We start from the raw sequence: 21,142 nt of genomic DNA, 5'->3' as shown, positions 1-21,142 counted from the left end.
TCCCTTGAACTCGCCGCTAAACGCCCAGCGTTACAAGATCACAGGCTTCAGGCGGCGAGCTTGGCCAGTTCCGCCAGCACTTTCTCAGCGGCGGCGAGGCGCTGCTCCGGCGTCTCCCACTCACCCTTGATGACCACCTTGTTGTCGGGGCGAATTCGCCAGGCGACCGGGTTCTTGGATACGAACTCCACCAGGCCACCCGGGTTCTTGAACGTCTCGTTGCGGAAGCTGACCACCGCGCCCTTGGGCCCGACATCGATCTTTGCGACATTGGCCTGGCGGCACATGCCCTTGATCGCGACGACCTTCAGTAGTTGGCCGGCCTCCGGCGGCAGCGGGCCAAACCGGTCGATAAGCTCAGCGGCCAGCGATTCGCGATCGTCTGCGCGTTCGGCCTCGGACAGGCGACGATAGAGCGACAAGCGTACGTTCAGGTCTGGCACGTACGCTTCGGGGATCAACACGGCCGCGCCCGTGTTGATCTGCGGCGACCATCCCCGCTCGTCGTTGGTCTCGCCGCCTCGCTCCTTCAGCTCGTTGACCGCGTCCTCCAGCATCTGCTGGTAAAGTTCGACGCCGATCTCCTTGATGTGACCCGACTGTTCGTCGCCCAGCAGGTTGCCCCCGCCACGGATATCGAGGTCGTGACTCGCCAGCTGGAATCCGGCGCCCAGGCTGTCCAGGGACTGCAGCACCTTGAGGCGCTTCTCGGCCGAGAGCGTGATCTGCTTCTCAGACGGAGTCGTCAGATAGGCATAGGCGCGGCTCTTGGACCGTCCCACCCGTCCGCGCAGCTGGTAGAGCTGGGCCAGGCCAAACATGTCGGCGCGGTGGATGATCATGGTGTTGGCGGTTGGGATATCCAGGCCGCTTTCGACGATCGTCGTCGACAGCAGGACGTCGTATTTGCCGTCGTAGAAGGCGGTCATCACCTCTTCGAGCTGGGTCGGCGCCATCTGGCCGTGACCGACCACGAACTTCACCTCGGGCACGTCCTCGCGCAGGAACCGCTCTACCGCCGGCAGGTCGCTGATCCTTGGCACGACATAGTAGGCCTGGCCGCCGCGGTACTTTTCGCGAAGCAGGGCCTCGCGGACCACTACGGGATCCTGCGGGGTAATGTAGGTCCGCACCGCCAACCGGTCGACCGGCGGGGTGGCGATGATCGACATCTCGCGGATGCCGGACAGCGACATCTGCAGCGTGCGCGGGATCGGCGTGGCGGTGAGCGTCAGCATGTGCACGTCGGCGCGAAGCTCCTTGAGCTTCTCCTTGTGCTTGACCCCGAAGTGCTGCTCCTCGTCGACGATCACCAGGCCGAGGTCGCGGAACCCCACCTGCTTCGACAGCACCGCATGGGTGCCGACGACGATCTCGACCTCGCCGTTCTTCAGCAACTCGCGGGTCTCGGCGGCCTCCTTGGCCGGAGCCAGGCGCGACAGCCGGCGGATTTTCACCGGCCAACCCTCGAACCGCTCGCTGAAAGTCTTGAAGTGCTGACGCGCCAAAAGCGTTGTCGGCGCGACGACCGCCACCTGCTGGCCGCTCATGGCCACAACGAAGGCGGCGCGCAGGGCCACCTCGGTCTTGCCGAAGCCGACGTCGCCGCAGATCAGGCGGTCCATAGGCTTACCGGCGCCGAGGTCTTCGAGCACGTCGCCGATGGCGTTCAACTGGTCCTCGGTTTCCTCATAGGGGAAACGGGCGCAGAATTCATCGAACACCCCATGCGGCGGAATCGACGGTTCGGTCGACTTGGTCGCCCGCTCGGCGGCTATCCGTATCAAGCCCTCGGCCATTGAACGCAGGCGATCCTTGGCGCGGGCCTTGCGCGCCTGCCAGGCCGCGCCGCCCAGGCGATCGAGCAGCACGCCATCGTTGTCGGCGCCATAGCGCGTCAGGAGATCGATATTCTCGACAGGCAGGTAGAGTTTGGCCTCGGCGCCGTAGTGCAGCTCCAAGGTGTCGTGCGGCGCGCCTTGGACATCGAGGGTCTTCAAGCCCGCATAGCGGCCGATCCCATGATCGATGTGGACCACCAGGTCTCCCGGCGTCAGCGATGACGCTTCGGCCAGGAAGTTGTTGGCGCGACGCCGCCGCTTCGGCCGCGACAGGCGATCCCCCAGGATGTCCGTCTCTGAGATGACCGCCAGCTGGTCGGTTTCGAAGCCCGCCTCCAGAGGCAGGACGACCCGCTGCACGACCTTCGGATTGGCGGCCCGAGCCGCATCCCAATAGGGCGCGAAGGGCGCCTTCTGCAGCCCGTGATCAGCCAGCATGGACCCCAGCCGGTCGGAGGAGCCTTCCGACCAGGATGCGAACAGCACGCGCTTGCCGCCCTCTGTGAGGGCCCTGGCGTGATCAACGGTGGCTTCGAACAGGTTGACGCTGTCGCGTTGGCGCTCGGGCGCGAAGCTGCGGCCGGGCCGCGCGCCCATGTCGATGACCGCCTCACCGTCGGCTTCGTTGAACGCGGAGAACCGCCGGACCGGGCGGACCGCCAGCTGTTCGCGCCATTCGGCGTCGGTGAGGTAGAGCGCGGCCGGCGGCAGAGGGTGATAGTGCACCTTGCGCTCGGCGGCGTTGCGGCTGTCGAAGGCGTCGGCGATCAACGCCATCCGTTCTTCCCGCGCCTCTCGCGCAAGATGGTCGAGGGCGATCAGGGTTCCATCGGGCAGGTAGTCGAACAGCGCCGCCATCTTCTCGTAGAAGAGCGGCAGCCAGTGCTCCATCCCGGCGCGCCGCCCACCTTCGCTCACCGTCGCATACAGCGGGTCGTCTCCGGGGGCGCCGAAGATCTCAAGGTAACGCCTGCGGAAGCGGCTGATCGCATGCTTGTCGAGCAGCGCCTCACTAACCGACAGGAGATCAAGGGTCTTAAGCTGTTTGGTCGAGCGCTGGCTTTCCGGATCGAATGCGCGGATCGATTCCAGGGTGTCGCCGAAAAGGTCCAAGCGCACCGGTTCCTCCGCGCTTGGCGGAAAGACGTCGATCACGCCGCCGCGGATGGCGAACTCGCCACGTTCGGAAACCGTCGAGGCCCGCTGGTAGCCGTTGACCGCGAAATAGCTCTCGAGATCGGCGATATCGACGGTCCCGCCGGTCTTGGCCGAATAGGTGGCGCCGGTCACCGCCTTTATCGGCGGCACGCGCTGGATCAGGGCCGGCGCGGTCGTGACCAGCAGGCGCGGCGCCTTGCCGTCGATACCCATCGCCAGCCTTGAGAGCGTCGTCATCCGCTGGGCGGCGACACCGGCCGACGGACCAACCCGGTCGTAGGGCAAGCAATCCCACGCGGGGAAGGCCAAGACCTCGATGTCCGCGGCAAAGAAGGCGAAGGCCTCGCTGAAGGCTGTCAGCCGGGCGCTGTCACGGGCGACAAACACCGACAGGCCTTTGCGGGCCCGCACGACGTCGGCCATGACCAGGGCGTCGAAGCCTTCCGGCGCGCCGACGAGGTCGAGGCGTCCGGGATCGTCGGCCGCGCGCCGAAGGGCGGCTTGGCCGGGCGCGCGCCCGCCGTCAGCCGCCATGGTCGTCCGCCCGCATCGCGTAGGCCTGGTCTCGGAACGCCTTGATGCGTCGCATGATCTCGCCGTCGAACTCCGGCGGCGTCGGCTCCCGGTCGAGGATCCAACCGTAGAGATCCTGGTCAGGTTGATCCAAGATCAGCTCGAAGGCGTCGAGTTCGGCGGGGGACATGGCCGAGGCGTAGGCGTCCGCGAACGGACCCAGGATCAGGTCGGCCTCGCGGAAGCCCCGACGCCAGGCGCGGAACTTCAGCTTCTTCAGCCGGATCTCGTCGTGTGGATCATTCTGCATGAAGGCCGCGGATATAGAGGGCGCGCCAGCCCAAAGCCAGCGAGTATGGTGCGAGCATGCGGCCTGAGATTCTGTTCAAGCTGTTCGCTCCGATCTCGACGCTCAAGGGCGTGGGGCCACGAGTCGCGCCTCTTCTCGAGAAATTGGCCGGGCCGATCGTGCGCGATGTCCTGTTCTTGAAGCCGCATTCGCTGATCCGCCGCACCGTGGCTGAGATCGGCCAGGCGGTCGACGGCGAGGTCATGACCTTCGCCGTCCATGTCGAAAGCCACACCCCGCCGCGCGGACCCCAGCAGCCGTGGCGCATCCGGGTGTTCGACAAAACGGGATTCCTCACCCTGGTGTTCTTTGGGAATTTCGGCGCAAGCCTCGAACAACGCCACCCGCTGAACGCCAAGCGGGTGATCTCCGGCAAGGTCGAGCTCGACCGCGGCGAATGGCGGATGATCCATCCGGACTATTTCGTCGACGCCGAGAAAGCCGCCGAGGTGCCGGAGGTCGAGGCCGTCTATCCGGCTACCGCTGGCCTGCCGCCCCGCACCGTCCGCAAGTTCGCTCTGGAAGCGCTCTCACGCGCGCCGGAGCCGCCCGAATGGCTGGATGGTCCCTGGCGCGCGCAGGAGCGCTTTCCCGCCTGGCGCGAGGCCCTGGCGGGCCTTCATAATCCACGGAGCGAAGCCGAACTTTCCGCCCAGAGCCCCCATTGGCGCCGGCTCGCCTATGACGAGCTTCTCGCCCATCAACTGGCCCTCGCCGAACGCAAGGCTGCTCGGCAAGACCAGCCCGCGTCCCGCATCGCGGCTAGCGACGTCGCCGCGCGGCTGCAAGCTGACCTGCCCTTCGCTTTCACGAGCGCACAGAGCCGGTCTCTGGCCGAAATCCGCGGCGATCTCGCCGCCGGCAAGCGAATGAGCCGGCTTATCCAGGGCGATGTCGGCTCCGGAAAGACGGTCGTCGCCATGTGCGCTATGGCCGATGTCGCTGCGGGCGGCGGACAAAGCGTCCTCATGGCGCCCACCGAGATTCTCGCGCGTCAACACTTCGAGACCATCGCCGAGCCGCTGGCTGGCCACGGCGTGTCGACGATCCTGTTCACGGGGCGCGACAAGGGCGCGAGCCGCGCTGAAAAGCTGCGCGCCCTGGCTTCCGGTGCGGCCAAGGTCGTCGTCGGCACCCACGCCGTCTTCCAGGACGACGTTATCTTCGAGGCGCTGCAGCTGGCGGTGATCGATGAACAGCATCGCTTCGGCGTCAGTGAACGCCAGCGGCTGCAGTCAAAAGGCGCGTCCACGCACCTGTTGGCCATGTCGGCGACGCCGATACCGCGCACGCTGGAGCTGACCGTCTACGGCGATCTCGACGTCAGCCGCATCGACGAGAAGCCGCCTGGCCGCACGCCGGTGGCGACCCGCGCCGTCCCCATGACCCGTGTCGCCGAGGTGGAAGCGCGCCTACGCAACGTGCTGGCGGAAGGCGCCCAGGCCTTCTGGATCTGCCCCATGGTCGCCGAATCCGAACTGGTCGATCTGAAGGCCGCCGAGACCCGCGCTCAGGAGCTCGCCGCCAGCTTCGGACCAGCGCTGGCAAGGCGCGTCGGCCTCATCCACGGCAAGATGACCGCCGCCGCCAAGGACGCGGTGATGGCCGACTTCGCGGAGAACCGCCTGTCGATCCTGGTGGCGACCACCGTCGTGGAGGTCGGCGTCAATGTGCCCAACGCCACCATCATGGTGATCGAGCAGGCCGAGCGCTTTGGCCTGGCCCAGCTCCACCAGCTACGCGGTCGCGTCGGGCGCGGCCAACGGGAAAGCGCCTGCGTTCTGCTTTATGATCCGCCCTTGTCGGAGATCGCACAGCGACGGCTGGATATCCTACGACGCACCGACGACGGTTTTGTCATCGCCGAAACCGACCTGGAACTGCGCGGCGGCGGCGACGCGCTAGGCCTGCGCCAGAGCGGCTTTCCCGACTACGTCTTCGCCGACCCCATCGCCCACCGCGACCTGATCGCCGCGGCCGGCGATGACGCTCGCCTGATCGTCAGCCAGGGCTTGGCCAAGGCCGGGCCGCGAGCGGCAGGGCTCGAGGTGCTGGAGGCGCTATTCGACTGGAAGGCCGGGCTGGGACTGCGCGCCGCGGGCTAGGGCCCGCCAGGCGGCGACCCGCCCGCGAGCGTCGGCCTCAAGATCGGCGTAGAACAGGTTGAACCCTGGCGCGCGCCGCCGCTCGATCCAGCTGCCCGCCGGACGGAGGGACGGTGACTTCGGCTGCGACACCCGCAAGACCCCGCCCCGGCACTGTGCGGCGACCTGGCGCTTCAGGAACGCGGGCCTGGCGTCCCATTCGAGCCCCGTGGCGTTCGCCGCGCCCAGGTGCGACCGCGCCAACGCCGGTTGATCGCTCACCGCGCCCAGGATCGGATTGAAGCACAGGGCCGGACGGCGGCGCAGGTTCTCGACCTCACCCTTGGCGGTCCAAACGAGGGCGCGATCCAGCAACTCCCGCGCGCGATCCTCCCGATTCACCCGCGCGCTGATCCAGGCCGCGAAGCAGCCAGCCTGGTCTTTGCGCACGCAGGGAACGGCGGCGGGGCGGTCGGCGGGGGCCGCAGTTTCGATCAGATAGGCGGCCACCAGGCGCGAACGCACCTGCGGCCGCGCCGTGATCTCCTCGGCCAAGAGACGTTGCCCCAGAAAGCCGCCCTGCTCCACCCCGACCAGGACGAAGGGCCGGTCGCCGCTGTGGGCGACGTACCAGCGAAAGGCCGTGGCGACATCGCCGTAGGCGAACCGGCGCGCATCACGGGCGTCCTCGCGCAGGGTCAGCTGGCTATAGAGCCCGGCCTGCCGATAGCGCGGCGCAAAAATCCGCCCCACCCGCGTAAACGCCCCCGCGTAGTTGGGGGCCATGACCCGCCGGAACAGCTGGTCCGCCGCAGGGTCTCCGATCGGCGCGTTCCAATCCCGGCCGCCGTCATATGTCGTGGGCGCGATGAAGAAGACATCAGCCTCAAGATCCGCCTGAGGCCGCTCGACACTGCGGGGCTTCAACAGCCAGGCCTGGGGCTCCTCGTAGTCCGGCGCTGGCGGCGGCGTATAGGTCTGGAACGGCGTGCGCGGATCCAGCGTGCTCTGCATCACATCGCCCCAGAACAGCGCCGCCGCGCCGACGACCAGCGCGACCAGCCCGATGGCGGCGGCGGTGATCCAGCCAGGAGGCCTCATGGCCTAGCGATAATGATCCGGCTGGCTGAGGTAGCGTTCGACATAGTCGCTGATCCCGTCTTCGAGCGAAGTCATCGGCCGATCGTAGCCCGCGGCGCGAAGGCGCTCCATCGGGGCCAGGGTGAAGTACTGGTACTTGTCGCGGATCGCCGGCGGCATGGCGGTGTATTCGATCTGCGGCTCACGGCCGGCGGCGGCGAACACCGCCTTGGCGAGATCCGCGAAGGTCCGCGCCTCGCCGGAGCCGAGGTTGAAAACGCCGTTCACCTGCTCGTTCGCAATTAACCAGGCCACGACCTCGGCGACGTCGCGAACATAGACGAAATCGCGCATCTGACCGCCGTCCGGCACGCCTTCCCGATAGCTTTTGAACAGTTGCACGGTCTGGCCGTCCCGCACCTTTGGCCACACCTGCGAGGCGACCGATTTCATTGAGCGCTTATGTTCCTCGTTTGGGCCGTAGACGTTGAAAAATTTCAGGCCCACCCACTGCGGTGGGGCGTACTCACGCGCGGCCTGACGCACGGCGAACGCATCGAAGAGGGCCTTTGACCACCCGTAGGTATTAAGCGGCCGCAGGGCCGCAAGCGCCTCGAAATCGTTGTCGTCGACAAAGCCTGCGTCGCCCGCCCCGTAGGTGGCGGCCGAGGAGGCGTAGATCATCCTGCGCTGACGGTCGGCGCACCAGCGGAAGAGATCGCGCGACAGGCAGAAGTTCTGCTCGATGATCTTGTCGGCGTTCGGTTCGGTGGTCGACGAGATCGCCCCCATGTGGACCACCGCCTCGACCTCGCGCCAGCGCCTTTCCAGCCAATCGAACATGTCCTCCGGCGCCACGAAATCGCCGATAGGGTGCTTGGCGATGTTGCGCCACTTGCCGAGGTCGGCCTCCCGCAGCCGGTCGCAGACCACGACGTCGAGGCCGCGATCCTCGGCCAGCCTCGCCACGATGTTGGAGCCGATGAAGCCGGCCCCCCCCGTCACGAAGATAATTTTGCGGGTCATGATTTGGTCTCCAGCATGCGGGCGATGACGCCTGTGGTGGAATAGCCGTTCACAAGCGGAGCAAGCTTGACCTCGCCCCCCCAGCCGCGGACGAGGTCGGCGCCCACCACGCCGTCCTCGGCATAGTCCGCGCCCTTGATCAGGATATCGGGCCTGGCGAGCTCGATCAGGCCGATCGGCGTGTCGTCTTCGAAGGGCGCCACCAGATCGACGCTGGACATGCCGGCCAGCACCATGGCGCGCGACTCCAGGCCGTTCAGCGGGCGGCTCTCGCCCTTCAACCGGCGGACAGAGGCGTCGCTGTTTACGCCGACCACCAGCCGGTCGCACCAAGCCCGAGCCTGGGTGAGGTAGGCCACGTGGCCCTTGTGCAGGATATCGAAGCAGCCGTTGGTGAAGCCGACCCGTAGGCCCTTCGCCCGCCAGCGCGCCACGATCTCGCTCAGCCGCTGCGGACCGACGATCTTCGCCTCGGCCGGCGCCATGTGCGCCGAGAGCGCGGCCTCGACGAGCTCATCCGGGGAGACAGTGGCCGTGCCGACCTTGCCCACCGCCACGCCTGAGGCCAGCTGAGCGAAGGCGACGGCGTCTTCCAGCGCACCGTCGGCGGCAAGGGCCAGTCCCAGGGCCGCCAGGGTCGTGTCGCCCGCCCCCGAAGCGTCGAACACCTCTCGCGGCACGCCCGGGAAGTGACGCACGGCTTCGCCCCGCACCGCGACTGAAATGCCCTTCGACGCCCGCGTTACGACGACGGCTTTCGCCTCGCAAAGTTCCAGCGCGCGCAAGAGCGCCGCCGCCACCTGATCATCGCTCTCTGTCGGCATGTCGGTCGCATAGGCCAACTCGGCTGCATTCGGCTTGATGAGGTCGACCGCGCCATAACGGGCGAAGGATCGCGCCTTGGAGTCGACGACGATCTTGGCGCCGCAAGCCGTCGCCGCGCGCCGCGCCGCGGCGATCACGGCGTCGGTCACTACGCCCTTGCCATAGTCCGAAATCAACACAACCCCGGCGCCCTGGCAGGAATCCTCCACGCACCGGATCACCCGCTGCTCGACAGTCCCGCCGATCGGCTTGTCGTCCTCGAGATCGACCCGCAGCAGTTGCTGGCCGCCAGAGACAAAGCGGGTCTTCAGTGTGGTCGGGCGGTCAGGATCATCGACAAGATAGCCTTCGATCTGCGTTTCCTGCTCGACGAGGCGCAGGGCCTCGCGGCCGTTGGGGTCATTGCCGCCGATCACGCCGATCAGAGCGACTTCGCCGCCCAACGCCGCCACGTTGCGCGCGACGTTGCCCGCCGCGCCAAGCATCACCAGCTCTCGAGAGCGGGCGAGCACGGGGATCGGCGCCTCGGGCGACACGCGGGTGACCTGGCCATAGACGAAGCGGTCGACCATCAAGTCGCCGAGGCAAACCACCCGCCGCCCGGGCGCGCGGTTCAGTAGGTCCTGAAGATCGGCAAGCTCCACGCCTCAGCCTCCGTTCACGACGCCATGCAGCGCCTTGAGCGTCGTCAGCAGACTCTCCGCTTCCGCGAGCGGGAGGCAGCTTGGACCGTCGCACAGGGCACGATCAGGATCAGGATGGAACTCCAAGAAAACGCCGTCGGCGCCTGCCGCCACGGCGGCCTTGGCTATGATGGGCACCCCGTCACGGCGACCGCCCGTGGAGGCCACGCCGTTGCGGGAGTCGGCTCCCGGCAGTTGCACGGCGTGGGTGGCGTCGATCGTCACCGGCACGCCAAGCTTCTTCATCTCGGCCATACCCAGCATGTCCACGACGAGATTGTTATATCCGAACGACGACCCCCGCTCACAAAGAAGCGTTAAATCCGCACCTTCCGTCGCCTCCTTAATCTTTGAGAGAATGTTGGCGCAGTCCCAAGGCGCGAGGAACTGGGCCTTCTTGACGTGCAGCCAGCCGCCAGCCGCGTGCGTCGCCCGGGCGGCGGCGACCACCAGATCAGTCTGACGCACCAGGAAGGCAGGGATCTGCACAATGTCGGCCACAGCCGCCACCGGCCCGGCTTGGACGACTTCGTGGAGGTCGGTGGCGATTGGCACGCTGACCTCGGCCCTCACCTTGGCCAGGATGGCCAACCCCTTTTCCAGACCGGGACCGCGATAGCTCCTGATGGACGAGCGGTTGGCTTTGTCGAAACTGGCCTTGAAGACGAACGGCAGGTCCAGCCGCGCACAAATCGCCTTCAGGGTGTGCGCCGTCTCCAGCGCCAGAGCCTCGTCTTCCAGCACGTTCAACCCGGCGATCACCAGCAACGGATGCCCGTCGCCGACGTTCAACCCCCATCGTTCCAGCTTCAAGACGGCCATGCCGCTCCAACCCTTCGCGCCGCGCCGCGCTTGTATGACCCGCTAAGTGACCCGTCGCGCGGAGCGCCACAAGACGATTTCCGTCACCCGGACCGCGTCCGCCGCTTGCCCAGGCCCGTAAGTCCAATCATCGACGCCCTGGCCAAGAGACGCGTCTGGGTCTTCAAATCGCCGGAAGGACGCTTCGGACCGGACATGAGCCTCGCCCAGGACAACTCCATTGGCGGACGCGCGCGTTTCGACGGCGCGCCCGCAGCCTTCCGCGCCATCATTCAGAGCCTTTCGCAAAACTGGCGGATTGGCTCCCTGAGCTTTGTTTCACCACGGGGCGAAGCCTTTCGCCTGGAAGGTCAGCGCGCAGGACCACACGGCAGCCTTATCCTACGGGACTACCGCACGACGCGCCGCGTCCTCGTCGCGGGCGATATCGGCTTCGCCGAGGGATACCTGGCCGGAGAGTGGGACAGCCCCGACCTCGCCGCCTTGCTCGAGGCCCTTAGCCTCAACTTCGATGAGATAAAGCAGGTGACGCTTGGCAATCCACTCACCCGGCTGATTCAGCGAATCGGCCATGCTCTGCGTGGCAACTCGCGCGCCGGTTCCCGCCGCAATATTCAGGTGCACTACGATCTCGGCAACGACTTCTACGCCGCCTGGCTCGACCCCTCGATGACCTACTCCTCCGCCCTCTATGACGGGGTCGACGCCAGCCTCGAGACCGCTCAGACACGCAAGTATGAGGTCCTGGCCCGCGGCATGGGCCTGCAGGCGGGCCACAGCGTCTTGGAGATCGGTTGCGGTTGGGGAGGCTTTGCGGAGTTCGCAGCCCGCGAAGTCGGCGCCCAGGTAAGCGGCGTCACCATATCGCGCGAGCAGTACGATTTCGCCCGAAAGCGGCTGTTCGAGGCCGGCCTCGCCGAGCGCGCCGACATCCAACTCATCGACTACCGCGACGTCCGCGGGACTTACGACCGCGTCGCCTCGATCGAGATGTTCGAGGCGGTTGGTGAAAAATATTGGCCAATCTACTTTGAGACCATTCGCGATCGGCTCAAGGATGATGGCCGCGCCGGCCTGCAGATCATTACCATCCGCGACGATCTTTTCGAGGAGTACCGCAGCCGCTCAGACTTCATCCAGAAGTACGTCTTCCCGGGCGGCATGTTGCCTTCGCAAAGCCGACTGGCGAGCGAGATCGCCGCGCAGGGACTCGTCTGCGATGGCGCCCTGCACTTCGGCCAGGACTATGCACGAACGCTTGCGGCCTGGGCTCAGGGTTTCGAAGCCGCATGGGACGAGATTAAGCACCAAGGCTTCGACGCCCGCTTTCACCGGCTCTGGCGCTTTTACCTGGCTTACTGCGAAGCCGGCTTCCGTAGCCGGCGAACTGACGTGGTGCAGCTTAATCTCGCCAAGGCCTGATCGGCCCTCTGTTCCTGGAGGCGCCTGGGCCTTAAGTAGCGGGCATGACTGCTAGCGCCCCCATCCGCAACAGCGTCCTGGACGCCATTGGCGATACGCCGCTCATCCGCCTTCGGTACGCCAGCGAGGCGACGGGCTGCGAAATCCTCGGCAAGGCCGAGTTCATGAACCCGGGTCAGTCCGTGAAAGACCGCGCCGCCCTGTTCCTAATCCGCGACGCTGAGGCCAAGGGCCTGCTGAAGCCGGGCGGCCGTATCGTCGAGGGCACCGCGGGTAACACCGGGATAGGTCTGGGGATGGTCGCCAAGGCGCTGGGCTACAAGTGCACGATTGTCATCCCGCGCACCCAGAGCCAGGAGAAGAAGGACGCCATCCGGCTCTACGGCGCCGAACTGGTCGAGGTGGATGCGGCGCCCTATTCCAACCCCATGAACTACGTCCGCTATTCTGGCCGGCTGGCCGAGGAGTTGAACGAGAAAGAACCGGCTGGCGCGATCTGGGCCAATCAGTTCGACAATGTCGCCAATCGCCAGGCCCACGTCGAAACCACAGGCCCTGAGATCTGGGCCCAGACCGGCGGCAAGGTTGACGGCTTTATCTGCGCGGTGGGTTCAGGCGGCACCCTGGCGGGCGTCGCCCAGGCGCTCAGGGCGCGAAAGCCCAGCGTCGCCATCGGCCTCGCCGACCCCCACGGCGCGGCCCTCTACAGCTACTATACCGACGGCGAACTGAAGTCGGACGGCGGCTCGATCAGCGAGGGCATCGGCCAGGGGCGGATCACCGCGAACCTCGAGGGTCTGAAAGTCGACCGCGCCTATCGCATCAGTGACGAAGAGATGCTGCTGGCCATCTACGACATGGTTGAGCACGAGGGCCTGGTCATGGGCGGCTCCACTGGCGTCAATGTCGCCGGCGCTATCCGCATGGCCAAGGATCTCGGTCCTGGCCACACCATCGTGACCGTGCTCTGCGACCACGGCTCGCGCTATCAGTCGAAGATATACAACTCGGCCTTCCTCGCGGAAAAGGGCCTTCCGACGCCGCCCTGGATCGCCTGAACATGACCGATCCCCTCGTCACAGTCGACTGGCTGGCCGCCCGCCTGGACGAGCCGAACGTGAAGGTGGTCGACGCCACTTGGTTCCTGCCGGGCGACCCAAGATCGCCGCGGGGCGAGTACGAAGCCGCCCATATCCCTGGCGCCGTCTTCTTCGATATCGAGGACATCAAGGACAAGGCGAGCAGCCTGCCGCACATGCTGCCGGCGCCTGAGGCGACCGCCGCCGCGGTCGGCGCCCTCGGCCTGAACCGTGGCGACACCATCGTCATTTATGACGCCCAAGGCATCTTCTCCGGCCCCCGCGTCTGGTGGCACTTGCGCACAGCCGGGTTCGACAAGGTGTTCGTGCTCGACGGCGGGTTGACGCTCTGGCGCGCCGCCGGCCATCCCGTCGAACAGGGGGGCGGCACGGCGACGGCCGTCCAGGTGGCGGCGCAGTTCGACGCAGCCCTGGTCGCCGACGCAGATCAGGTCCGCACGCACCTGGAGGCGGGCGATGTCCAGATCGTCGACGCCCGCGCCGCCGACCGCTTTCGCGGCGACGTCCCTGAGATCCGCCCCGGCTTGCGGTCCGGCCACATGCCCGGCGCGCTGAATACGCCCTGGCAGCAGGTCATCGGTCCCGACGGCGCCATGCTGCCTCCGGACGACCTGCGCGCAGTCTTCACCGAGGCCGGCGTCGATCTGGACCGGCCGATCATCACAACCTGCGGCTCCGGCGTGAGCGCCGCGATCCTGGCGCTAGCCTTCGCCCGCCTCGGCAGACTCGACGTCCCGGTCTACGACGGATCCTGGACCGAATGGGGCGGTCGCAACGACCTCCCCGTCGCGACTGGCGCTTAAGGCGTGGCGGAGCACGACGCCACGAGGGCCATCCGCGCCGGCAAGGCCGCCGCCTCCCTGCCCCGCACGGTCGGCCCGCCGATCCAGAAGGGCTCGACCATCCTGCTGCCGAACGCTGCGTCGCTTTATGACGATGACGGCTACGTCACCTACGGGAGACAAGGCCTGGCGGCGCAGACCACCCTGATGGACGCGCTGGCCGACCTCGAGGGCGCCACGGGCGTACAGCTCTATCCTTCCGGCCTCGCCGCCGTCACCGGCGCCATGCTGGCGGTCCTGTCGGCGGGCGACGAGGTGATGGTCACCGACACGATCTATCGGCCCACCGCCCGGTTCTGCGCGACTGTGCTGAAGCGCTTCGGCGTCACCACCACATATTTCGATCCGAGGACCTCGCCGGAGGACCTCGTGGCCGGCGCATCGCCCGCGGCCAAACTGATCCTCATGGAATCGCCGGGATCGCTCAGCTTCGAGTTGCAGGACATGGCCGCCGTGGCCGCTCTGGCCCGCGCCCGCGGCATCTTGACCGCCTGCGACAACACCTGGGGCGCGGGTTACCTCTGCAAGCCGCTGAACCTCGGGGTCGATATCTCGATCCAGGCCCTCACCAAGTACATGGGCGGCCACTCCGACGTCTTCATGGGTTCGGCCGCCGCGCGCCATCCTGCGCTGGCCAAGGCGCTGTCGGACGGCGGACTGCACATCGGCTGGGCGGTCTCGCCGGAAGACGCCTACGCTATGTTGCGGGGTCTGCGCACCCTGCCCACGCGGCTCGCCCGCCACGGCGACAGCGGCTTGAAAGTCGCCCGGTGGCTGCAGAGCCATCCGGCCGTCGAGACCGTCCTGCACCCGGCCCTATCTGGCGACCCCATCTACGAGCGCACCTTCAGCGGTCCCTGCGGCCTCTTCTCCATCGTCCTCAAGCCCGGACCCGTGGACGCGGTGATCGACGGGCTGAAGCTGTTCGGCCTCGGCTTCTCCTGGGGCGGCTTTGAAAGTCTGGCGGTGACCTGCGATCCCCAGCTGCGCGCGCGCAAACTTCGCCGCGACTACGGCGGCCCAATGATCCGCCTTCACGTCGGCCTCGAAGACCCCGATGATCTGATCGCCGACTTGGCTCAGGCGCTGGAAGCCTATCCGGCCTGATCCTCGGAACCTTGGCGCCGGCTGGCAGATTGCAGGGCTCGAAGGAGAGCCCAGATGGCCACAGAGAACTTTGAAGACGCCGCCCGCAAGACCGCGCTGGCTGAGCGAAAGATTCAGGACGAGGTCGACGCAAAGGAGTCTCGGAGCTTCAAGAAACCTCAGGCAAAGCCGATGCAGGCTGGCGCGCGCGAATATCCCGCGCCGCCCCTGCCGCGACAGCATCTGCAGAAACCCGGGCTCGAAGCCGACCTTGAGCTCCAACCCATGTGGGATGCGCCGTTCTATAAGGGCTCCGGCAAGCTCGAGGGCATGGCCGCCCTCATCACCGGCGCCGATTCCGGGATCGGCCGTTCGGTCGCCGTCCTCTTCGCCCGCGAAGGCTGCGACGTGGCGATCGCCTACCTCGATGAGACGGAAGACGCCCAGACTACCGCCAAAGCCGTTGAGGCCGAAGGCCGCCGCGCCATCCTGCTGCCTGGCGACGTGGCGGATGCGGCCTTCGCCACCGACGCCGTGGCCAAGACCCTGAAGGCCTTCGGTCGACTGGACGTCCTGGTCAACAACGCCGCCTTTCAGGAGCACGTGAACGCCTTCGAAGACCTGACCGAAGAGCACTTCGACAGGACGATCAAGACCAACCTCTATGGCTACTTCCACATGGCCAAGGCCGCCGTGCCGCACATGAGGCCTGGCGGCTGCATCCTGATGACCGGCTCGATCACCGGCATCGAGGGCTCAAAGGAGCTCCTCGACTACTCGATGACCAAGGGCGGCATCCACGCCTTCACCCGCGCGCTCTCGGGCCACCTCATTCCCAAAGGCATCCGCGTGAACGCCATCGCCCCAGGGCCGGTATGGACGCCGCTCAATCCAGCCGACAAGTCGCCCGCCAACATCGCCGAGTTCGGCGCCAAGACGCCAATGGCCAGGCCCGCCCAACCAGAAGAGATTGCGCCCGCCTATGTCTTCCTGGCTTCACCGCAGACGGCAAGCTACATCACAGGCGAAATCCTGCCGATCATCGGTGGTTACGGCGGCGGCTGATTCTGGCCCCGCTGCTCAGGGGGGCCTGACGGGTGGAGCACACAGCATCGGGAGCCGCGACGGCGGCCGGCATCGGCGCGCGCCTGGACCGGCTGCCGATGTCGCGACATGTGTGGGGTCTCGTCGCTTTGCTCTCGCTGGGCGGGTTCTTCGAATTCTACGATCTGTTCATGACGGCCTACATCTCCCCGGCGCTGACCGCCGAGGGGATTTTTGGCAAGGATTCCGGCCTCTTCGGACTCAGCGACCAAGCGACCTTCGCCGCTGCCACCTTCGCTGGGCTGTTCATCGGCACCATCGTCTTCAGCCAGGCGGCCGACCGCTTCGGCCGACGGCTCATCTTCACCTGGTCGCTGATCTGGTACACCGTCTCTACGGTCGCCATGGCCTGCCAGAACACGGCCGATGGCCTGCATCTCTGGCGATTTATCTCGGGCATCGGCCTCGGTGTCGAGATGGTCACCATCGACACATACGTCACCGAACTGGTCGCCCGCGAGGTCCGCGGCAAGGCGCTCGCCATCAACCAGGCGATCCAGTTCATGGCCGTCCCGACCGTCGCCATCGCCTGCTACCTGCTGACGCCTCTGGCGCCGTTCGGCCTGGAAGGCTGGCGCTGGGTGATGCTGGCCGGCGCGATCGGCGCGGTCTTCGTTTGGTTCATCCGCGCCCGCGTGCCGGAGTCTCCCCGCTGGTTGGCCACCCACGGCCGTCTCGCAGAGGCCGACCGCATCACGCGCCGCATCGAGCAGAAGGTCGAGGCTGAGACCGGCCCCCTGGTCCAGCCGAGAGCTGAGCCGCAGCCGTCCAGCCCCCTCGAAGGTCGTGGACGTTTCGCCGAGATATTCCAGCCGCCCTATCGGCGGCGGACGATCATGCTGGCGGTGTTCAACTTCGCCCAGACCATCGGCTTCTACGGCTTCGGCAACTGGGTGCCCTCGCTCCTGGCTTCCCAGGGCGTGACCGTGACCAAGAGCCTGCTCTGGTCCTTCGTCATCGCCTTCGCCTATCCGATCGGTCCCTTGATCTTCAGCTTCATCGCCGACCGGTTTGAGCGGAAGCACCAGATCATCGCCGCGGCGATCGGCACCGCCACCTTCGGCTTGCTCTTCACCACCCAGCGCGCCGCCGCCGCCCTGATCCTGCTCGGCGTTCTGATCACACTGAGCAACAACCTGCTGTCCTACGCCTACCATGCCTACCAGGCTGAACTGTTCCCCACGCGCATCCGCGCGCGCGCGGTGGGCTTCGTCTACAGCTGGAGCCGGGTGTCGACGGTTCTGACCAGCTTCATGGTCGCCTTCTTCCTGGAGAGCTATGGCGCGCCGGGCGTTTTCGTCTTCATCGCCGGCGCTATGCTCGTCGTCGTCGGCGTGATCGGTGGGTTCGGCCCGCGCACCGCCAAGCGGGCGCTGGAGGAAATCTCCGGGCCTTAACGGGAACATCCCTCGCCGAGTCGTCGTTGGCCTCTCAACTTCATGGGAGACAACGATAGTGGCCGATAGCACCAACAATCGCGGCGAGCCCGACCGCAGCCGCGTGGCAGGCGGCGAAGACTATGAAGTCGAATATTTCGCCAACAAGCACGGCATCAGCGCCGACCAGGCCCGCGAACTCATCGCGCGACACGGGAACAACCGCACGGCCCTCGACGAGGCGGCGACCCGGCTGAGGAGTTCCTGAGCATGGGTCATACCCAAGCGTTCAACACTCCGCTCGAGATCACCAAGGTCGATAACGAGGTCGCCATCACGGGCCCCGACGGAGTCGCCATCTCATTAACGCGCGAAGCCGCGATCGCCTCGGCCAAACGTCTCCTCGACGCGGCTGGCGTCGAGGACGACGACATCTACCAAAAGCCGCTCGGCTAGGCGGGCAGCGCCGTCGCCTGCAGTGATACGAACTTCCAACCGTTGGCGGTCCGCTGCGCGACTTGGGTGCAGACCATGTTGAGGATACGCTCTCCGTTCGGCGTCTTGATATGCATGACCTGGGGGCCGATCAGCACCGCGCTATCGCCCCAGATGCGTACCTGAAGCGTCCGCGGCTCAACCCGCCGATCTCCCCTCGTTGCTCCCTCGACATAACTGTCCGCGGTATCGAAGGTCCCGCCGGTGTGGATATGGACGTAGTCGTCGGCCAACACGGCGCGCATCATCGCGGCGTCCTGGGCGTTGCAGCCGTCCACGCGGCGACGATCGAGGTCCAGGAGCGCTTCCAGGTCGGTCATGTTCCGCTGCGTCCGTTTCGCTGAGCTTGCCGCCATACGGAGGCGAGGTTGAGCTTCACAGCCTAGCATGTCGACGAGTCGAAGGAAGCCGAGCGCTCGCCGAGCTCTCGGGCTTTGCCTCCTCACCACCCCAGACCGACGGCTTGGTGACCTGCGGCTCCGACGGCTTGACCATCATGGTCCGCAGATTGACGAGGTTCTCGGCCGCGCCCAGGACATGGACTACGAGATCGACGCCGATGTCTTCCGGCGGATCCTCGCCACCTGGCTGCCGACCACGCAAGTCGACTGACGGCGGGTCGATCAGGCGATCGTGGCGACCCCGGCAGGATTCGAACCTGCGACCACATGCTTAGAAGGCACGTGCTCTATCCAGCTGAGCTACGGGGTCGTGTTCTTGAGAATCAGTGCGTCCAGGGCACCTTGCGACCAAAGGCGAAATTGTCGGCATAGGCCTTGATGATCCGCTTCACGGGCTTCGGATCAACCAGCTGGAACGCGATGCCGTGCGCTTCGGCGTAACGCACCGCATCTTCCTTGGTCTCGAAGCTGAGGCGCACCTGGCCTTCGGTATCGGTCGTCTGGGTCCACCCCATCAAGGGATCTGACCTGCGCGCCGAGGCCGGCTCAAACTCCAGCAGCCAGTCGGCTCTCATGCCCTGGCCGGACTGCATGGCGTTCTTGGCGGGGCGGAAGATGCGCGCGAGCATATGGAAATCCTGACGAACCAGCGATCAGCGCCGACATACTGGGATTGCGCTGAAGTTTCCAGCGGCGCGGCGCGGTCTCTTACGCCGAGCCTGTCGTGTGCCGCATAGCGATCAACTCCAGCGCTTCAGCGGGGAACAGGCGGCCGTTCGCCGCCATCCGCCGGCGCGGTCGCCACTCTGAAAACCTCACCGCGCCGCCGTGACATGACGCGTCGATCATCAATGAGCCTTGCTGCAGGCTTAGAGGCCGGTTGGTCGGGGCGAGAGGATTCGAACCTCCGACCCTCTGCTCCCAAAGCAGATGCGCTACCAGGCTGCGCTACACCCCGAAACCGACCGTGAGTGCGTCCTATAAGGCTTTGCTCCCCGCGGCAATCAGGCCGCGAGATCGCCCGGCCCACGCGGCTCCAGCTGGCCGTCCTTCATGGCGAGGATACGGTCCATATGCCGGGCGAGTTCAAGGTTATGGGTGGCGATCACGCAGGCGACTCCCTGCTTTCGCGCCAGGCCGTAGAGATTATCGAACACCGCCGCCGAGGTCGCAGGATCGAGGTTGCCGGTGGGCTCGTCGGCAAGCAGCAGTCGTGGATTGTTGGCGAGCGCGCGGGCGATGGCGACGCGCTGCTGTTCACCGCCCGACATCTGCGCCGGCTGATGTTCGATGCGGTCGGCCAGCCCCAGTTCCCCTAGCAGCGTCGCCGCCCGATCGCGTGCGGCCTTGCGCGAGGCCCCCAGGATCATCTGCGGCAAGGCGACATTGTCGAGGGCCGAGAACTCCTGCAGCAGGTGGTGGAACTGGTAGACGAAGCCGATGGTCGACAGGCGCACATGGGTCCGCGGACGGTCGGCGAGATCCGAGCAATCCTGGCCGAGGATGCTGATCCGTCCGGCGTCAGGATGCTCCAGCAGGCCCGCAGCGTGCAGCAGCGACGACTTGCCTGATCCCGAGGGACCCACAAGGCCAACAATCTCGCCCGCGGACACATCCAGGTCGACGCCGCTCAGCACCGTCAGGGTCTTGTCCCCGGTCACGTAGCGCCGCTCCAGGCCGCGGATCGACAGGACGGTGTCACTCATAGCGAAGCGCCTCCACCGGATCGAGCCGACTGGCCCGCCAGGCTGGCGGCAGGGTGGCGAGGAAGCTCATGGCCAGCGCCCAGAAGACGATGACTCCCACCTCCGCCGGATCGACCTTGGCCGGCACGCGGCTCAGGTAATAGACGTCTGACGAGAAGACAGTCTGGCCCGTCGCCCATTCCACCAAGTTCTGGATCGGGCCGATGTACAGGCAGAAGAGCACGCCGATCAGCATCCCCGCGGCGGTGCCCAGGACGCCGACAGAGGCGCCGGCCATGACGAAAATGCGCAGGATCGACCCCTGCCCTGCCCCCATGGTCCGAAGGATGGCGATGTCGCGGCCCTTGTTCTTCACCAGCATCACAAGGCCGGAGATGATGTTCATCGCGGCGATCGCCACCAGGAGCATGAGGATCAGACGCATCACATTGCGCTCGACCTTCAAAGCGCCCCAAAATGAGCTGTCCCGCTGGGTCCAGTCCGTGACGATGGCGCCGCGCCCCAAGGCCTGCTCGACGCCGGGCTTCATCCGCGCCGCGGCGTCGGGATCGGCGACCTTCACTTCGATGACGTCGATGGCGTTCTCCCGACCGAAGAACAGCTGCGCCTGGCTGATCGGCATATAGACATAGGTCTGGTCGTACTGGCTCATGCCCACGGCGAAGGTCGCGCCGACCAGATAGGGCTTTTGCAGCGGCGCGCCGCCGAACGCCGTGGCGCCGCCCGAGGGCGAGATGAGGGTCACGTAGTCGCCGACCTTCACGCCGATCATCTGCGCCAGTCGTTCGCCCATCACCACGGTGTCGCCGCCGTACTCACCCACGCCGTACTCGCGCAGGGAGCCGGACTTGATGTTGCCCGACACCAACTGAGTGGCCTTGAGGTCAGCTGGCGATAGTCCGCGGACGATCGCGCCGGAGATCTGTGACGGCCCGACCGCGATCGCCTGGGCCTCGACCACCTGGGAGGCCTGGACGACGTTCGGGACCTTGAGGAGGCGCTGGACGGCCGCCTGCCGCTGATCCGGATCCAACGGCGCGCCAGCCACATACAGGTGACCATTGAAGCCGAGAATCCGGCCGAGCAGCTCGGCGCGGAAGCCGTTCATCACGCTCATGACGATGATGAGCGTCGCCACCGCGAGCAGGATGCCGATGAAGGAGATCACCGAGATCAGGGCGACGCCGCCCTGGCTGCGCTTGGCCCGCAGATAGCGACTCGCCAGCATC

The 21,142-nt window shown here is 66.4% G+C and carries 20 protein-coding genes and 2 tRNA genes; 10 read left to right on the top strand and 12 right to left on the bottom strand.

Features of this window, described 5'->3' with window-relative positions; translation table 11 throughout:
- Positions 1-47: 47 nt before the first annotated feature.
- Positions 48-3,533 (bottom strand): transcription-repair coupling factor, encoded by a 3,486-nt coding sequence (gene mfd / locus BN1313_RS09320; protein ID WP_091739488.1) that lies wholly within the window; start codon positions 3,531-3,533, stop codon positions 48-50.
- Positions 3,523-3,822, bottom strand: a complete 300-nt coding sequence (locus BN1313_RS09315; RefSeq protein WP_091739486.1) for an FAD assembly factor SdhE — start codon at positions 3,820-3,822, stop codon at positions 3,523-3,525. Before BN1313_RS09315 ends, mfd begins: the two co-directional genes overlap by 11 nt.
- A 56-nt stretch (positions 3,823-3,878) precedes the next feature.
- On the opposite strand from BN1313_RS09315, the gene recG reads away from it, so the two are divergent.
- Positions 3,879-5,966: an ATP-dependent DNA helicase RecG gene (gene recG / locus BN1313_RS09310; protein WP_091739483.1), complete on the top strand. Its 2,088-nt coding sequence runs from the start codon at positions 3,879-3,881 to the stop codon at positions 5,964-5,966.
- Here the strand turns inward: recG and BN1313_RS09305 are convergent.
- Genes BN1313_RS09305 through kdsA form a run of 4 tightly spaced genes read right to left on the bottom strand, consistent with a single transcriptional unit; the run spans position 5,922 to position 10,381 of the window.
- Entirely contained in the window at positions 5,922-7,046 is a 1,125-nt protein-coding gene (locus BN1313_RS09305; protein ID WP_091739480.1) for a DUF3089 domain-containing protein, read from the bottom strand. The genes recG and BN1313_RS09305 overlap by 45 nt on opposite strands.
- 3 nt (positions 7,047-7,049) lie before the next feature.
- A complete protein-coding gene (gene rfaD / locus BN1313_RS09300) occupies positions 7,050-8,051 on the bottom strand; it encodes an ADP-glyceromanno-heptose 6-epimerase (protein WP_091739477.1) in 1,002 nt (333 codons plus the stop codon).
- Positions 8,048-9,520 (bottom strand): D-glycero-beta-D-manno-heptose 1-phosphate adenylyltransferase, encoded by a 1,473-nt coding sequence (gene rfaE2, locus BN1313_RS09295; protein ID WP_091739474.1) that lies wholly within the window; start codon positions 9,518-9,520, stop codon positions 8,048-8,050. The genes rfaD and rfaE2 overlap by 4 nt, the downstream gene beginning before the upstream one ends.
- A gap of 3 nt (positions 9,521-9,523) precedes the next feature.
- Positions 9,524-10,381 carry a 3-deoxy-8-phosphooctulonate synthase gene (gene kdsA / locus BN1313_RS09290; RefSeq protein WP_091739470.1) on the bottom strand — a complete coding sequence of 286 codons (858 nt, stop codon included), beginning with the start codon at positions 10,379-10,381 and terminating at the stop codon, positions 9,524-9,526.
- Between the two features lie 195 nt (positions 10,382-10,576).
- Between kdsA and BN1313_RS09285 the strand changes: the two genes are divergently transcribed.
- The 8 genes from BN1313_RS09285 to BN1313_RS09250 are packed head-to-tail and all read left to right on the top strand — an operon-like array spanning position 10,577 to position 17,767.
- A complete protein-coding gene (locus tag BN1313_RS09285) occupies positions 10,577-11,803 on the top strand; it encodes an SAM-dependent methyltransferase (RefSeq protein ID WP_091739467.1) in 1,227 nt (408 codons plus the stop codon).
- A 44-nt stretch (positions 11,804-11,847) separates the two neighbouring features.
- The gene (locus tag BN1313_RS09280) at positions 11,848-12,861 is read left to right on the top strand and encodes a cysteine synthase A (protein ID WP_091739464.1); all 1,014 of its coding nucleotides are present in this window, start codon (positions 11,848-11,850) and stop codon (positions 12,859-12,861) included.
- A 2-nt stretch (positions 12,862-12,863) separates the two neighbouring features.
- Positions 12,864-13,706, top strand: a complete 843-nt coding sequence (sseA, locus tag BN1313_RS09275; protein ID WP_091739461.1) for a 3-mercaptopyruvate sulfurtransferase — start codon at positions 12,864-12,866, stop codon at positions 13,704-13,706.
- 3 nt (positions 13,707-13,709) lie between these two features.
- A complete protein-coding gene (metC, locus tag BN1313_RS09270) occupies positions 13,710-14,852 on the top strand; it encodes a cystathionine beta-lyase (RefSeq protein ID WP_091739458.1) in 1,143 nt (380 codons plus the stop codon).
- 54 nt (positions 14,853-14,906) lie between these two features.
- Positions 14,907-15,896: an SDR family oxidoreductase gene (locus BN1313_RS09265; RefSeq protein WP_091739456.1), complete on the top strand. Its 990-nt coding sequence runs from the start codon at positions 14,907-14,909 to the stop codon at positions 15,894-15,896.
- 32 nt (positions 15,897-15,928) lie between these two features.
- Positions 15,929-17,332 carry an MFS transporter gene (locus BN1313_RS09260; RefSeq protein WP_218054342.1) on the top strand — a complete coding sequence of 468 codons (1,404 nt, stop codon included), beginning with the start codon at positions 15,929-15,931 and terminating at the stop codon, positions 17,330-17,332.
- A 58-nt stretch (positions 17,333-17,390) separates the two neighbouring features.
- Complete coding sequence (locus BN1313_RS09255; protein WP_091739450.1) at positions 17,391-17,579, top strand: DUF3606 domain-containing protein; 189 nt, start codon at positions 17,391-17,393, stop codon at positions 17,577-17,579.
- A 2-nt stretch (positions 17,580-17,581) separates the two neighbouring features.
- Positions 17,582-17,767 (top strand): hypothetical protein, encoded by a 186-nt coding sequence (locus BN1313_RS09250; RefSeq protein ID WP_091739448.1) that lies wholly within the window; start codon positions 17,582-17,584, stop codon positions 17,765-17,767.
- Here BN1313_RS09250 and BN1313_RS09245 read toward each other — a convergent pair.
- Positions 17,764-18,126: a nuclear transport factor 2 family protein gene (locus tag BN1313_RS09245; RefSeq protein WP_176695951.1), complete on the bottom strand. Its 363-nt coding sequence runs from the start codon at positions 18,124-18,126 to the stop codon at positions 17,764-17,766. The two genes, BN1313_RS09250 and BN1313_RS09245, sit on opposite strands and share 4 nt — an antisense overlap.
- A 67-nt stretch (positions 18,127-18,193) precedes the next feature.
- On the opposite strand from BN1313_RS09245, the gene BN1313_RS09240 reads away from it, so the two are divergent.
- A complete protein-coding gene (locus BN1313_RS09240) occupies positions 18,194-18,418 on the top strand; it encodes a hypothetical protein (protein ID WP_091739442.1) in 225 nt (74 codons plus the stop codon).
- A gap of 22 nt (positions 18,419-18,440) precedes the next feature.
- On the opposite strand, the gene BN1313_RS09235 is transcribed toward BN1313_RS09240, so the two are convergent.
- The 5 genes from BN1313_RS09235 to BN1313_RS09215 form a co-directional block, all read right to left on the bottom strand.
- Positions 18,441-18,517, bottom strand: a tRNA-Arg gene (locus BN1313_RS09235).
- A 13-nt stretch (positions 18,518-18,530) separates the two neighbouring features.
- A complete protein-coding gene (locus BN1313_RS09230; protein ID WP_091739439.1) occupies positions 18,531-18,836 on the bottom strand; it encodes an ETC complex I subunit in 306 nt (101 codons plus the stop codon).
- 252 nt (positions 18,837-19,088) lie between these two features.
- A tRNA-Pro gene (locus BN1313_RS09225) sits at positions 19,089-19,165 on the bottom strand.
- 46 nt (positions 19,166-19,211) lie between these two features.
- The gene (locus BN1313_RS09220) at positions 19,212-19,913 is read right to left on the bottom strand and encodes an ABC transporter ATP-binding protein (protein WP_091739436.1); all 702 of its coding nucleotides are present in this window, start codon (positions 19,911-19,913) and stop codon (positions 19,212-19,214) included.
- Positions 19,906-21,141, bottom strand: coding sequence for a lipoprotein-releasing ABC transporter permease subunit (locus BN1313_RS09215; protein ID WP_091742574.1), 1,236 nt, complete (start codon positions 21,139-21,141; stop codon positions 19,906-19,908). Before BN1313_RS09215 ends, BN1313_RS09220 begins: the two co-directional genes overlap by 8 nt.
- Between the last annotated feature and the right edge of the window lies 1 nt (position 21,142).

This window comes from Phenylobacterium immobile (ATCC 35973) (assembly GCF_001375595.1).
Taxonomy (GTDB): Bacteria; Pseudomonadota; Alphaproteobacteria; order Caulobacterales; family Caulobacteraceae; genus Phenylobacterium; species Phenylobacterium immobile.
Note: the sequence above shows the minus strand (reverse complement) of the source record. Positions and strands in the feature narration are given on the sequence as shown.

Bases quoted from the DNA above. Each gene is read 5' to 3' on its own strand.
- BN1313_RS09215 (WP_091742574.1), bottom strand. From the start codon at position 21,141: ATGCTGGCGAGTCGCTATCTGCGGGCCAAGCGCAGCCAGGGCGGCGTC.
- recG (WP_091739483.1), top strand. From the start codon at position 3,879: ATGCGGCCTGAGATTCTGTTCAAGCTGTTCGCTCCGATCTCGACGCTC.
- mfd (WP_091739488.1), bottom strand. From the start codon at position 3,533: ATGGCGGCTGACGGCGGGCGCGCGCCCGGCCAAGCCGCCCTTCGGCGC.
- BN1313_RS09240 (WP_091739442.1), top strand. From the start codon at position 18,194: ATGTCGACGAGTCGAAGGAAGCCGAGCGCTCGCCGAGCTCTCGGGCTT.
- BN1313_RS09315 (WP_091739486.1), bottom strand. From the start codon at position 3,822: ATGCAGAATGATCCACACGACGAGATCCGGCTGAAGAAGCTGAAGTTC.
- BN1313_RS09280 (WP_091739464.1), top strand. From the start codon at position 11,848: ATGACTGCTAGCGCCCCCATCCGCAACAGCGTCCTGGACGCCATTGGC.
- BN1313_RS09245 (WP_176695951.1), bottom strand. From the start codon at position 18,126: ATGACCGACCTGGAAGCGCTCCTGGACCTCGATCGTCGCCGCGTGGAC.
- BN1313_RS09230 (WP_091739439.1), bottom strand. From the start codon at position 18,836: ATGCTCGCGCGCATCTTCCGCCCCGCCAAGAACGCCATGCAGTCCGGC.
- rfaD (WP_091739477.1), bottom strand. From the start codon at position 8,051: ATGACCCGCAAAATTATCTTCGTGACGGGGGGGGCCGGCTTCATCGGC.
- kdsA (WP_091739470.1), bottom strand. From the start codon at position 10,381: ATGGCCGTCTTGAAGCTGGAACGATGGGGGTTGAACGTCGGCGACGGG.
- sseA (WP_091739461.1), top strand. From the start codon at position 12,864: ATGACCGATCCCCTCGTCACAGTCGACTGGCTGGCCGCCCGCCTGGAC.
- BN1313_RS09265 (WP_091739456.1), top strand. From the start codon at position 14,907: ATGGCCACAGAGAACTTTGAAGACGCCGCCCGCAAGACCGCGCTGGCT.
- BN1313_RS09220 (WP_091739436.1), bottom strand. From the start codon at position 19,913: ATGAGTGACACCGTCCTGTCGATCCGCGGCCTGGAGCGGCGCTACGTG.
- BN1313_RS09250 (WP_091739448.1), top strand. From the start codon at position 17,582: ATGGGTCATACCCAAGCGTTCAACACTCCGCTCGAGATCACCAAGGTC.
- BN1313_RS09305 (WP_091739480.1), bottom strand. From the start codon at position 7,046: ATGAGGCCTCCTGGCTGGATCACCGCCGCCGCCATCGGGCTGGTCGCG.
- BN1313_RS09285 (WP_091739467.1), top strand. From the start codon at position 10,577: ATGAGCCTCGCCCAGGACAACTCCATTGGCGGACGCGCGCGTTTCGAC.